At 69.0% G+C, this 12,607-nt stretch carries 12 protein-coding genes; 6 read left to right on the top strand and 6 right to left on the bottom strand.

Annotated elements, in window-relative coordinates:
- Nucleotides 1-13: 13 nt before the first annotated feature.
- From BLR95_RS11145 to moaA, 3 genes are all read right to left on the bottom strand, one after another.
- Entirely contained in the window at nt 14-742 is a 729-nt protein-coding gene (locus BLR95_RS11145; RefSeq protein WP_092619899.1) for a gamma-glutamylcyclotransferase, read from the bottom strand.
- A complete protein-coding gene (locus tag BLR95_RS11140) occupies nt 739-1,506 on the bottom strand; it encodes an NAD kinase (RefSeq protein ID WP_092619896.1) in 768 nt (255 codons plus the stop codon). Before BLR95_RS11140 ends, BLR95_RS11145 begins: the two co-directional genes overlap by 4 nt.
- Before the next feature lie 78 nt (nt 1,507-1,584).
- The gene (moaA, locus tag BLR95_RS11135; protein WP_218119539.1) at nt 1,585-2,583 is read right to left on the bottom strand and encodes a GTP 3',8-cyclase MoaA; all 999 of its coding nucleotides are present in this window, start codon (nt 2,581-2,583) and stop codon (nt 1,585-1,587) included.
- Between the two features lie 128 nt (nt 2,584-2,711).
- Here moaA and BLR95_RS11130 point away from each other — a divergent pair, with 128 nt between their 5' ends.
- From BLR95_RS11130 to BLR95_RS11105, 6 genes are all read left to right on the top strand, one after another.
- On the top strand, nt 2,712-3,341 hold the full coding sequence (locus BLR95_RS11130) for a histidine phosphotransferase family protein (RefSeq protein ID WP_092619893.1): 630 nt from the start codon (nt 2,712-2,714) through the stop codon (nt 3,339-3,341).
- A gap of 152 nt (nt 3,342-3,493) precedes the next feature.
- A complete protein-coding gene (locus tag BLR95_RS11125) occupies nt 3,494-6,451 on the top strand; it encodes a hybrid sensor histidine kinase/response regulator (protein ID WP_092619890.1) in 2,958 nt (985 codons plus the stop codon).
- Nucleotides 6,452-6,699: 248 nt separating this feature from the next.
- Nucleotides 6,700-7,068, top strand: a complete 369-nt coding sequence (locus BLR95_RS11120; RefSeq protein ID WP_092619887.1) for a response regulator — start codon at nt 6,700-6,702, stop codon at nt 7,066-7,068.
- 80 nt (nt 7,069-7,148) lie between these two features.
- On the top strand, nt 7,149-8,261 hold the full coding sequence (locus BLR95_RS11115; protein ID WP_092620282.1) for a protein-glutamate methylesterase/protein-glutamine glutaminase: 1,113 nt from the start codon (nt 7,149-7,151) through the stop codon (nt 8,259-8,261).
- 16 nt (nt 8,262-8,277) lie between these two features.
- A complete protein-coding gene (locus BLR95_RS11110) occupies nt 8,278-9,126 on the top strand; it encodes a CheR family methyltransferase (RefSeq protein ID WP_092619884.1) in 849 nt (282 codons plus the stop codon).
- A gap of 19 nt (nt 9,127-9,145) precedes the next feature.
- A complete protein-coding gene (locus tag BLR95_RS11105; RefSeq protein ID WP_092619881.1) occupies nt 9,146-9,448 on the top strand; it encodes a hypothetical protein in 303 nt (100 codons plus the stop codon).
- A 32-nt stretch (nt 9,449-9,480) separates the two neighbouring features.
- Here BLR95_RS11105 and BLR95_RS11100 read toward each other — a convergent pair whose 3' ends face one another.
- From BLR95_RS11100 to BLR95_RS11090, 3 genes are all read right to left on the bottom strand, one after another.
- Nucleotides 9,481-10,422, bottom strand: coding sequence for a LysR family transcriptional regulator (locus BLR95_RS11100; protein WP_092619878.1), 942 nt, complete (start codon nt 10,420-10,422; stop codon nt 9,481-9,483).
- Between the two features lie 275 nt (nt 10,423-10,697).
- Complete coding sequence (gene trxB / locus BLR95_RS11095; RefSeq protein WP_092619876.1) at nt 10,698-11,642, bottom strand: thioredoxin-disulfide reductase; 945 nt, start codon at nt 11,640-11,642, stop codon at nt 10,698-10,700.
- Between the two features lie 78 nt (nt 11,643-11,720).
- Nucleotides 11,721-12,347 (bottom strand): peroxiredoxin, encoded by a 627-nt coding sequence (locus BLR95_RS11090; RefSeq protein WP_092619873.1) that lies wholly within the window; start codon nt 12,345-12,347, stop codon nt 11,721-11,723.
- Between the last annotated feature and the right edge of the window lie 260 nt (nt 12,348-12,607).

The following is a 12,607-nucleotide window of genomic DNA, read 5'->3' as shown; positions in this document are numbered from 1 at the left end:
GGCGACGGGATGTTCAACCCCCGGGTGAGGACGACTCGTCCTCCGGTACGTGGGGCACCCCGTGTTCCGCCTGATGGGCCCGCACGCCCTCGGCCAGACGGCTCAGCGTCGGGTCGGCGATGCCCAGCTCGTCCAGGTGGGCCACGGTGTTGAACAGGTACTCCGAACAGGGGCCGAGGAAGCCGGCGGCGGTGGCGCAGTGGTGGACGATGGTCGCCTCCGGCAGGTGGCCGGCGTAGCGCGGATGGTCGTGGTTGATGACAAAGGCCAGGGCCGGGCGGGTGGGACCGCCGGGCGCCTCGGTGAAGGGCACCCAGCTCGGGCGGTAGGCGCCGGTGATCATCTCGCGCCGCCAGACGATGGCCAATTCCTCGTCCACCGCCTGGGGCGCCACCCGGTAGGCCACGCCCTGGCACGCGCCGCCGTTCTCCAGGCCGAGCACCAGGCCCAGCTTGTCCGGTGTGCCCCGGCCCAGCGAGGTCCACAGGCAGAAGGCGCGGTGGAAGCCCTCGATGGCGCCCAGGGCGTGCTCGGTGTAGTGGAAGGCCGGGTTCCAGATCAGCGAGCCGTAGCCGAACACCCACACCCCGTCGCGAATCGCCTCGGGCGGTGCCTGGGCCAGGGTGGCATGGCGCGAGGCGCACAGTTCCTCCTCGCTGAGCAGGGTGTCGCTGTCCAGGCCCATGTCGCGGATGCGCTGCTGCAGGGCGCCGGCCTTCAGGCTGTCGCGGGTCAGGGTCACGGTTGGAACTGCTCCTGCAGGATGCGTTCGGAGAGGTTGTGCTCCGGGTCGAACAGCACGTTGAGCGAGATGCCCCGGTCCTCGCGCACGGTCACCGAGCGGGCGTTGACCACTTCCGTGTAGTCGGCCACCGCGTTCACCGGGCGCTTGTCGGCTTCCAGGATGTCGAAGCGCACCTCGGCGGTGTGGGGCAGGATGGCGCCGCGCCAGCGCCGGGGGCGGAAAGCGCTGATCGGGGTCAGGGCCAGCACGTTGGCCTCGATGGGCAGGATCGGGCCGTGGGCCGACAGGTTGTAGGCGGTGCTGCCGGCCGAGGTGGAGACCAGCGCCCCGTCGCAGATCAGCTCGGGCAGGCGCACCTTGCCGTCGATGCTGATGGTCAGCTTGGCCGCCTGGCGGGTCGAGCGCAGCAGCGAGACCTCGTTGACCGCCAGCGCCTCGAACACCTCGCCGGCGCCATCGCGGGTGATCATGCGCAGGGGGTGCAGGACCACCGGGTGGGCCTGGGCCAGACGTTCGGGCAGGTCGTCCTCGGTGTAGTCGTTCATCAGAAAGCCCACCGAGCCCCGGTGCATGCCGTAGATCGGCGGGCAGCGGTCGAGGTGGGCGTGCAGGGTTTCCAGCATCAGGCCGTCGCCACCCAGGGCGACGATGACCTCGGCCGTGTCGGCGTTGGCGTTGCCATAGCGGGCAACCAGCCGGGCCAATGCCTCCTGGGCCGGTTGGGTGTCGGCGGCGGCAAAGGCGATGCGGGTCGGCGACATCGGGGCTCCGGGTCGGGCCAGCGGGAACGGCCCCCACTATAACCACCCCCCGGCCCCGCGACCAGCGCCGGCGGAGTCTCAGCCGCCGGTGTGGTTCATCTGGTGGTCGGGCGGGCGGCTGTCCATCAGGTGATGGGCCGGCTTGGCCCGCACCGCCTCGGCCAGGGCCCGGGCCAGGGTGGCCAGGTCGGCCCCGGCGCGGACCAGGGGTTTCAGGTCGTGGCTCGCCGGATGGCCCAGGCAGGGGTGCAGGCGGCCGGTGGCGGTCAGGCGCAGGCGGTTGCAGGCGGCGCAGAAGTCGGGGCCGGAGGGCACGATCAGGCCGACCCGGGGCGTTCCGCCAGGGCCGACCAGCCAGCGGGCGGGACCGGCGGCGGGGTTGTCGGCGGGGGTCGGCCTGAGGTCGAAGGTGGCCTTAAGGTGTTCGGCCAGGGGGGCGAGGTCGGGACCCGGCGCGGCGTCGGCCTGGGGGCCCAGCGGCATGGTCTCGATGAAGGCCACGGCGTGGCCCCGTGCGGCGGCGAAGCGGACCAGCCGGGTCGCCTCGGACAGGTCCAGCCAGGGCCCGGCGACGCAGTTCAGGCGCACCGCAAGGCCGGCCCGCTCGGCGGCGGCGAGGCCGGCCAGGGCGCGCCCCAGGTCGCCACCCCGGGTCAGCGCGCGGTAGGTGCCCGGGTCGAGCGAATCGAGCGAGAGGTTGATCCGCCGGATGTGGTTGGCGGCCAACCCGGCGGCGTGCGCGGGCAGATGGTTGGCGTTGGTGGTCAGGGTCAGCTCGTCGAGCCGGCCGTCGGCGACCAGGGCCCCAAGGTGCTCGATCAGGGTCATCACGCCGCGCCGGACCAGCGGCTCGCCGCCGGTCAGGCGGATCTTGCGCACCCCGGCCAGCGCCGCCGCCTCGGCCAGACGGGCCATCTCCTCCAGGCTCAACACCTCGGGGCGCGGCACGAAGCGGGTGTGCGGGGCCATGCAGTAGGTGCAGCGCAGGTCGCAGCGGTCGGTCACCGACAGCCGCAGGTAGGTGATGCGGCGGCCGCCGGGGTCGATCAGGCCGGGCTGGTGGGCGAGGTGGTTCATGCCTGGAAGGATACCCGACCGTGGGCCTGGGCGACAGCCCCGGCGGCGGGCCGATCCTGGACCGGGCGGCGGGGAGCGCCTACCATGGGCGCTTTCGAACGCCGTCCGCCACAAAGCCGAGCCGCCCCATGCCCGACGATCCCGAGCTTGCCCTGGCCCAGCTGCTGGCCACCCGCCTGTGCCACGACCTGGCCGGCCCGCTGGGCGCCGTCGGCGCCGGCGTGGAGTTGCTGGCCGAGGAAGGCGGCGCGCCCGATGCCGCCACCCTGTCGCTGATCGTCGACAGCCAGCGGGCGATGTCGGCCCGGCTGCGCTTTCTGCGCGCCGCGCTGGGCTGGACGGCCAGTGGCGCGCCGCTCACCGGGCCGGCCGGGCGCGACCTGCTGGCGGCGCTGCTGGCCCATCAGGTGCCGGCTGTGGAACTGGCCTGGGGGATCGATCCGACGGCCCCTTCGGGTGGGCTCCGGCTGGCTCTCAACGTGGCCCTGGTTGGCCTGGACACGCTGCCCGGCTGTCGCGCCCTGGCCCTGGCCGGCGATGCCCAGGGGCGCCTTGAGGTGAGCCTGGGCGGGGGCGCCGGGGCGCCGCGCGACAGCCTGCTCGAGGTGCTGCGCGGCCTTGCCCCGGGCGACGGGCCGCGCACCGCCCACGCCGCCTATACCCGGCGTCTCGCCCTGGTCGACGGCTGGACGCTGACGGCCAGCCCGACGGCGGCCGGCGCGCCGGGACTCGTCCTGGCGCTGACACGGCCTGGGTGAGCCGGCCAGCGGGTCGATGAACCCGACCGCCGCCGGCGGGAAATGCTTGGCCTTGGGGCCATCCAGTGCTTATGCTGCATGGGAAATGCCTGATGCGAACAGGGCGTGCGCCGGCACGCCGTGGCGCCATCGACCGGGAGGCCTGAACCGCCATGGACGATCTGCTCAGCGAATTCCTTACCGAGACCTCGGAAAGCCTGCAGACCATCGATGTGGAGATGGTCCATCTGGAGCAGAACCCCAACGACCGGGCGATCCTGTCGAACATCTTCCGGCTGGTCCACACCATCAAGGGGACCTGCGGCTTCCTCGGCCTGCCGCGCCTGGAAACCCTGGCCCACGCCGGCGAGAACGTGCTCGGCAAGTTCCGCGACGGCGAGTTGGAGGTGACCCCGGACGCGGTCACCCTGATCCTCAACTCGATCGACCGCATCAAGGAGATCCTGGGCCATCTGGAGGCCACCGAGACCGAGCCCGAGGGTGACGACCAGGACCTGATCCAGCAGCTCAACGCCGCCGCCGAGGGCAACCTGCCGGACGCCGCGCCGGCCGGGGCGCCGCCGGCCGCCGCCAGCGAACCGGCGGGGGCGGCTGTGGGGAGTGGCCCGGTGCTGGGTGACGGTGGCTTCCCGGTCGCCGCCGAACTGCTGGCCGAGGTCGAGCAGGCCCAGTCGCAGGGCGTCAAGGGCAAGTCGATGGCCGAGATGGAAGCCGAAATGGCGGCCGAGATGGCGGCCGAGAAGGCCGCCGCCGAAGCCGCCGCCCCGGCCGAACCGCCGCCGCCCCCGCCGCCGGCCCCGGTTGCCAAGGGCAAGCCGGCCGAGGAGCCGAAGGAAGAGGCGAAGAAGGAATCCTCGGTCGCCTCGCAGAGCATCCGGGTCAACGTCGACCTTTTGGAAAACCTGATGACCCTGGTTTCCGAGCTGGTGCTGACCAGGAACCAGCTTCTGCAGATGGTGCGCGGGCGCGACGATTCGGAATTCGCCGCCCCCTGTCAGCGCCTGTCGCACATCACCACCGACCTGCAGGAAGGGGTGATGAAGACCCGCATGCAGCCGATCGGCAACGCCTGGGCCAAGCTGCCGCGCATCGTGCGCGACCTGGGCCTGGAAATGCACAAAAAGATCGACCTGCAGATGTACGGCGCCGAGACCGAACTCGACCGTCAGGTGCTGGAGTTGATCAAGGATCCGCTGACCCACATGGTCCGCAACTCCGGCGACCACGGCCTGGAACCGCCGGCCGAGCGCCTCGCCGCCGGCAAGCCGGAGACCGGGGTCATCCAGCTCAACGCCTATCACGAGGGTGGCCATATCATCGTCGAGATTTCCGACGATGGCCGCGGCCTCAACCTGGACCGCATCCGGGCCAAGGTGATCGCCAACGGGCTGGCCAGCGAATCCGAGGTCGAGGCGATGGGCGACCAGCAGGTGGCCCAGTTCATCTTCAAGGCCGGCCTGTCGACCGCCGAGAAGGTGACCAACGTCTCGGGCCGGGGCGTCGGCATGGACGTGGTGAAGACCAACATCGAGAAGATCGGCGGCACCATCGAGTTGAAGACGACGCCGGGCAAGGGGTCGACCTTCACCATCAAGATCCCGCTGACCCTGGCCATCGTCTCCGCCCTGATCGTCGAGTGCGGCGGCGAGCGCTTCGCCATCCCGCAGATCAGCGTGCTGGAACTGGTCCGGGTGACCGAGAAGAGCGAGTTCCGCATCGAGACCATCAATGATGCCCCGGTGCTGCGCCTGCGCGACCGTCTGTTGCCCCTGGTCTCGCTGTCCACGCTGCTCAACCTGCGCAAGAAAGAGGTGGTGGAGGCGGAGCTGAAAGCCGCCGCCGAGGCGGCCAGTCGCGATGCCGAGGAGAAGCGTCAGGCGGTCGAGGCCCGGACCGGCGCCGACGCGGCGATCCTCAAGCTGGCCCAGGACGACGCCCAGAAGGCCCAGGATGAGGCGGTGCGCCTCAACGCCGAGGCCCAGCAGGCGGCCGCCGCGGCGCGCGAGACCTTCATCGTGGTCGCCCAGGTCGGCACCTACACCTTCGGCATCATCGTCGATCAGGTGTTCGACACCGAGGAAATCGTGGTCAAGCCGGTGGCCCCCATCCTGCGCCACATCTCCATGTTCTCCGGCAACACCATCCTCGGCGATGGCAGCGTCATCATGATCCTCGATCCCAACGGCATCGCCTCGGCGACCGGCGAGGTGTCGATGGGCAGCGGCCATGGCGAACAGCGCGAGGCGCGCCAGGAGCAGGCGGCCCGTGGCGAGGATCGGACCAGCCTTTTGATCTTCCGCGCCGTCAACCGCGATCTGAAGGCGGTGCCGCTGGCCCTGGTCGCCCGCCTGGAGGAAATCGACCTGGCCACCGTGGAGCATTCCTACGGCACGCCGGTGGTCCAGTATCGCGGCCAGTTGATGCCGCTGGTCACCATGACCGGGGCGGCCGAGCTGGCCGGCGAGGGCCGCCAGCCGCTGCTCGTCTTCTCCGACCGCGAGCGCTCCATGGGGCTGGTCGTCGACCAGATCGTCGACATCGTCGAGGACCGCCTGAAGGTGGAGCTGAAGGCCGACCAGCCGGGCATCCTCGGCTCGGCCATCATCAGCGGCAAGGCGACCGACATCATCGACACCGGGCACTACCTGACCAAGGCCTTCGGGGACTGGTTCGGCACCAACGACGGCGGCGACGCGGCCGAGGGGATGAGCGGCCCGCATATCCTGTTCGTCGACGACAGTCCGTTCTTCCGCAACCTTCTGACGCCCCTGCTGTCGGTCGCCGGCTACCGGGTGACCGCCGTCGAGGGCGCCGACAAGGCGCTGGATCTGCTGGGCAAGGGCGAGCGCTTCGCGGCCATCGTCAGCGATATCGAGATGCCGGGCATGAGTGGGTTCGAGCTCGCCAGCGCGGTGCGCGGCAGCGGCGCGACCTATGCCCGCATCCCCATGGTTGCGCTGTCCAGCCACGCCACCGAGCAGGATTTCGAACGTGGCCGCGAGGTCGGCTTCGACGACTACGTGGCCAAGTTCGATCGCGATGCCCTGATGCAGGTGCTGGCCGGACTGATCGGCCAGGGAGCCCCCTACACCGAGCAGGCCCGGGCCTGAGGTCGGCCCGGGAATGCAGCCTTGGCGCAGAACGTGTGTCTCCGGCGGCCGTTCTTGACCTTTGGGCGCAATTGGACTTTAAAGGTTGCGGGGTCGCCGGTGTGGTCGCAACCCGTTGCCCGCCGATCACTTGGCCCTGAGTGTGGGCCCAAAATGCGGACCCTGATGACCTTCGCGGATCGGATTTCACCCAGCGAGATCACCACCGGATCACCCAGTCAGCCCCAGGCGGGGGCGGGAAAGGCGGCATGAAGTCCTGTTTGATCGTCGATGATTCCAAGGTCATCCGCATGGTGGCCAAGAAGATCCTCCAGGAGTTGAGCTTCGAGACCCTGGAGGCGGCGGACGGCCGGGCCGCCCTTGATGCCTGCCAGCAGGCGATGCCCGATGCCGTGCTGCTGGACTGGAACATGCCGGTGATGAACGGCATCGAGTTTCTGCGCGAGTTGCGCAAGCTGCCCGGCGGCGGCGCCCCGGTGGTGGTCTTCTGCACCACCGAGAACGACATCGAGCACATCCAGGAGGCGATCGAGGCCGGGGCCAACGAGTACATCATGAAACCCTTCGACAGTGAGATCCTGCAGACCAAGTTCGTGCAGGTCGGTCTGTTGAGCTGACGGACGAAGGGATTTTCGGTTTGGCAGTGGTTTCCGGTTCCAGCAGCGGCGGCGCCAAGGACGACGGTCCGATCCGGGTCATGGTGGTCGATGATTCGGCTGTCGTGCGCGGGTTGGAGAGCCGCATTCTCCAGGCCGACCCGGGGATCACCGTGGTCGCCTCGGTGGGCAACGGTCAGGTGGCCGTGCAGGCCCTGGAGCGCCACGACGTCGAGGTGATCGTGCTCGACATCGAGATGCCGGTGATGGATGGCCTGACCGCCCTGCCGGAACTGCTGAAGCGCGATCCCAACCTCAAGATCATCATGTCCTCGACGCTCACCCTGAAGAACGCCGAGGTCAGCCTGACGGCGCTCAGCAAGGGGGCGGCCGACTACATCCCCAAGCCCACCGCCTCGCGCGACATGGGGGGCGGCCAGGACTTCGCGGTCGAGCTGGTCAGCAAGGTGAAAACCCTGGGCCGGGTGCGCCGCCAGCGGAGCGGCCTCGCCAAGCCGCTGTTCCCGCCACGCTCGCGCACCCCGGTCGGGACCCCGGCCACGCCGGCCGCGCCGGCCGTCTCGGCGCTGTCCCTCAAGGGGCCGCTCCAGTTGCGTCCGCCGCCCACCGAGCGGCCCGACCTGATCGCCATCGGCAGTTCCACCGGCGGCCCGCAGGCCCTGTTCAAGGTGCTGGGCGACATCACCGCCGCCGGTGGCGTGCCGCAGCCGATCATGATCACCCAGCACATGCCGGCCACCTTCACCACCATCCTGGCCGAACACATCACCCGCAGTGCCCGCATGAGCGCCAAGGAAGGGGTCGATGGCGAGCTGATCAAGGGCGGCCAGGTGTACGTGGCGCCGGGGGGGTTCCACATGGTCGCCAAGGCGGAGGGGACACAGCGCAAGCTGGCCCTCAATCAGGATCCGCCAGAGAACTTCTGCCGCCCGTCGGTCGATCCGATGTTGCGCAGCCTGGCCCAGATCTATGGTCGCCGGCTGCTGGTCGTCATTCTCACGGGCATGGGATCGGATGGTGCCAAGGGGGGCAAGGTTGTTGTAGACTCTGGGGGGTCCGTGGTCGCCCAGGACGAGGCGACCAGCGTTGTCTGGGGCATGCCGGGAGCGGCCGCCCAGGCGGGCATCTGCAGCGCCGTTCTGCCGTTGTCGGAAATCGGCTCCTACGTCCATCGTCTGGCCACGAAGCGTTAGCGGGCTGCTGGGTGCCATGAAGCCGGAAGACTTCGACTACCTGTCCAAGATGCTCCGTGACCGTTCCGGTCTGGTGCTGACCAAGGACAAAGCCTACCTGCTGGAAAGCCGGTTGATGCCGGTTGCCCGCAAGCGCGGCTACAAGGGGCTGGAGGACCTGGTCACCCAGCTGCGCAACCGCGACGAGACGCTGGCCAACGACGTCACCGAGGCGATGACGACCAACGAGTCGTTTTTCTTCCGCGACGTCAAGCCGTTCGACCAGTTTCGCCAGATCGTGCTGCCCAACCTGCTCAAGGCCCGGGCCACCCGCAAGAATTTCCGCATCTGGTGTGCCGCCGCTTCCAGCGGTCAGGAGCCCTATACCCTGGCCATGATCCTGAAGGAGGAGGCGGCCCGGCTGAACGGCTGGCGGCACGACATCCTGGGCACCGACCTGTCCAAGGAAATCCTCTCGAAGGCGCAACGCGGCATCTACTCGCAGTTCGAGGTGCAGCGCGGCCTGCCCATCCAGATGCTGGTCAAGTACTTCAAGAAAGCCGACGACATGTGGGAGATTGATCCCGCCGTCCGCTCGATGGTCCAGTACAAGCCGTGGAACCTGCTGCAGGACCTGAAGCCGCTGGGCAGCTTCGACGTGGTCTTCTGCCGCAACGTGCTGATCTACTTCGACCAGCCGACCAAGACCAAGGTTTTGAACAGCATCGCCGACCTGTTGGCCGACGACGGGGTGCTCTACCTCGGCGGGGCGGAGACGGTGCTCGGCATTTCCGATCGCTTCAAGCCCATTCCCGGCCAGCGCGGCGTCTACGCGGTGCAGAAGCCGGGCTATAGCGGCCCCTCGCTGGGGGCGGCGGCGGGCTGAACGTCAAGGAATCCGGGTCATGTCCTTGTTGCGCCGACAGTTGCTGGGGGGTGTGGGGGGGCTTGCCGCCCTGCTGGCGGCGGCTCCCGCCCGGGCCTTTCGCCTGCAGGCCCCGACCGTCGACGAGGCCCATGACATCGCCGCCAACCGCACCTGCCGCAGCGCCGCCGAGGCCTATCACCGGGCCCTGCTGAGCGAGGCCGAGGCGGCCCTCGACAGTCGCCCGGACCTCGACGAGGAGGCCCGCCGCGTCGCCCTGGCCGAGATGGCCTGCCCGGTCTGCGGCTGCACCCTGCTGGCGGCCGGCCACACCGACGGCTGAATCCACCGCCCGGCCGCCACCAGGGGCCAGGGTCAGGCCAGCGGCGGGGTTTCGGTCAGCCGGGCCCGGGCGCCGCTCATCTGGCGCATCAGGAAGTCGCGGAACGCCTCGACCCGCTTCAGGTGGCGCATCTCCTCCGGATAGACGAAGTAGATCTCGATCGGGTCGCCGCTCATCTGGGGCAGCACGCGGACCAGATTGGTGTCCTCCTGGCTCAGGTAGGCTGGCAGGGCGGCCAGCCCCAGGCCGCTCTGCACCGCCCGGTACATGCTGTAGATGTTGTTCACCCTCAAGACCGGCCGCACTGGCACGCCCGCCGTCTCGATGGCGCTGACGAACCAGTTCATGTTCTCCACCGGCGGGTGGAACTCGTCGCCGTAGATGATCACCTTGTGATCGGCCATGTCCTCGATGGTCTGCGGCGTGCCGTACTTGCGCAGGTAGTCGGGCGCCGCATAGACGTTGTAGGAGATGCTGCGCAGCACCCGCTTGACCAGATCGGGCTGGCGCGGGGCCATGAAGCGCACCGCCACGTCGGCCTCGCGCATGGCCAGATCCAGTTCGCCGTCGTTGAGGATCAGGGTCAGGTCGATTTCCGGGTATTCCTGGATAAAATGCTTCACCCGGGGGGCCAGCCAGACCGAGCCGAAGGCCACCGTGGTGGTCACCTTGAGGGGCCCGGTGGGCCGTTCGCGGCTTTCGGTAAGCTGGGTCTCGACCAAGGCCAGCTTGGTGAACACCTCGTGCACCGTCTGGTACAGAAGGTCGCCCTGCTCGGTCAGGATCAGGCCGCGCGCGTGGCGGTGGAACAGGCTCTGGGCCAGGCTTTCCTCAAGCCCGGAAATCTGGCGGCTGACCGCCGACTGGCTGAGGCCCAGGCGCTCCCCGGCGTGGGTGAAGCTGCCCGCCTCGGCCACGGCGTGAAAAACGCGAAGCTTGTCCCAGTCGAGACGGTTGCCCTGGCGGATCGGCATGAGCCGGCCATCCTCCCCTTTGCGGTCCCGGTTGACCCGGTTGCGGCTGATGTTTGTTCCCGGGGCCGGGCGATCCGCCCCCGGGGCCGTGGCGCGTGCCTCCCCTGACCGCGCCGTTCTGGAGCAAATCCCGAGCGATCCGGAACGGATCGCGACGACGATTTGCGGCAATATCAAGGCCTTAGAGCATGTTCCGTGCTTTATGAATCACGGAACATGCTCTAAGCATAACCCATCTGCGGGCCGGACCCAAAGCCCCGGTCCGGGGTGGCGGGTCAGTCGGCCTGGGCGGCCAGGAAGCGTTCGGCTTCCAGGGCGGCCATGCAGCCGGTGCCGGCGGCGGTGACCGCCTGGCGGTAGACGTGGTCCTGCACGTCGCCGGCGGCGAAGATGCCGGGCACGTTGGTGGCCGTGGAATCGGGCGCCGTGATCAGGTAGCCGTTGTCGTCCATGTCGAGCTTGCCGACGAACAGATCGGTGTTGGGGATGTGGCCGATGGCGATGAACACCCCATCGGTGGCCAGCTCGCGGGTGGCGCCGCTGGTGGTGTCCTTCAGGCGCACCCCGGTCACCTTGGGCGGCCCCAGGGTGCCCAGGATTTCCTCGACCACGGCGTTCCACACCACCTCGATGCGGTCGTTCCTGAACAAGCGGTCCTGGAGGATCTTCTCGGCCCGCAGCTCGTCGCGGCGGTGGATCAGGGTCACCTTGCGGGCGTGGTTGGTCAGGTACAGGGCCTCCTCGACCGCGGTGTTGCCGCCGCCGACCACGCACACCTCCTTGCCGCGGAAGAAGAAGCCGTCGCAGGTGGCGCAGGCCGACACACCGCCGCCCTGGAAGGTGGTTTCGCTCTCAAGGCCCAGCCAGCGGGCGCTGGCCCCGGTCGAGATGATCACCGTGTCGGTGATGAACACGTCGCCGCCGTCGGCGGTGCAGCGGAAGGGGCGGGTGGAGGTGTCGATGTCGGTGATCAGGTCGTAGATCACCCGCGCCCCCACGTGCTCGGCCTGGCGCTGCATCTGCTCCATCAGCCAGGGGCCCTGGATGACGTCGGCGAAGCCCGGGTAGTTCTCCACGTCGGTGGTGATGGTGAGCTGGCCGCCCGGCTGCAGGCCGGCCACCATGATCGGCTCGAGGCTGGCCCGGGCGGCATAGATGGCGGCGGTGCAGCCGGCCGGCCCGGAGCCGACGATCAGCACCTTGGTACGGTGTTCAGCCATGTTCTTGGAGGTTCCTGGAAGCCTGTCGGGAACGGAGGACGGCCCCGCCACCGGGAGGGCGGCGGGGCCGGTGGGGCCTTACAGGGCCTCGGCGTGTTCTTTCAGGTAGGCCGCCACGCCTTCCGGGCTGGCCGCCATGGCGGTGTCGCCCTTCTGCCAGCCGGCCGGGCACACCTCGCCGTGTTCCTCGTGGTATTTCAGGGCGTCGACCATGCGCAGGGCCTCGTCGACATTGCGCCCCAGCGGCAGGTCATTGACCGTGACATGGCGCACGATGCCGGCCTTGTCGATCAGGAAGCTGCCCCGGAAGGCGACCCCCACCTCGTTCAGCAGCACGCCGTAGTCGCGGGCGATGTTCTTGGTCAGGTCGGCCACCATGGGGAACTGCACGTTGCCCAGGCCGCCGTCGCTGACCGGGGTGTTCTTCCAGGCCAGGTGGGTGAAGTGGCTGTCGACGCTGACCGCCACCACCTTGCAGCCGGCCTCGGTGAACTTGGCCAGCCGATGGTCGTGGGCGATGATCTCGGACGGGCAGACGAAGGTGAAGTCCAGCGGGTAGAAGAACACCCAGCCGTAGCTGCCGCCCAGGAAGCTCTTCAGGTTGAACGATTCGTCGATGCTGTTGTTGGGCAGCACGGCCGGCGCGGTGAAATCCGGGGCCGGGCGGCCGACCAGGGTGGTGGGGCAAACGGCGCTGTCGCTCATCGAAAGGGCTCTCCTGCTCCTGGAACAAGGGAATCGTGGTCTGGCGGACATGGTCGCGCGGACGGGCCCGAAGAGACCGGGGCACGCTTCCAGAATTAGGCTCGAAGAGCCGCCCCTGCAAGGCGTCGGACGGCGAAAAACCGGTCCGCTGGCCAACCAGCCAGTGGATTGTTATCAGGCGTGGCGAAGATGCCGTATTGAAATTTCCCGCCCCGAAAACTACAAGGAAACATCCTTTCGCCGCGGTCCACCCCGCGATG

Origin of the sequence: Roseospirillum parvum, from assembly GCF_900100455.1 — a bacterium.
In the GTDB taxonomy this organism is placed as follows: Bacteria; Pseudomonadota; Alphaproteobacteria; order Rhodospirillales; family Rhodospirillaceae; genus Roseospirillum; species Roseospirillum parvum.
Note: the sequence above shows the minus strand (reverse complement) of the source record. Positions and strands in the feature narration are given on the sequence as shown.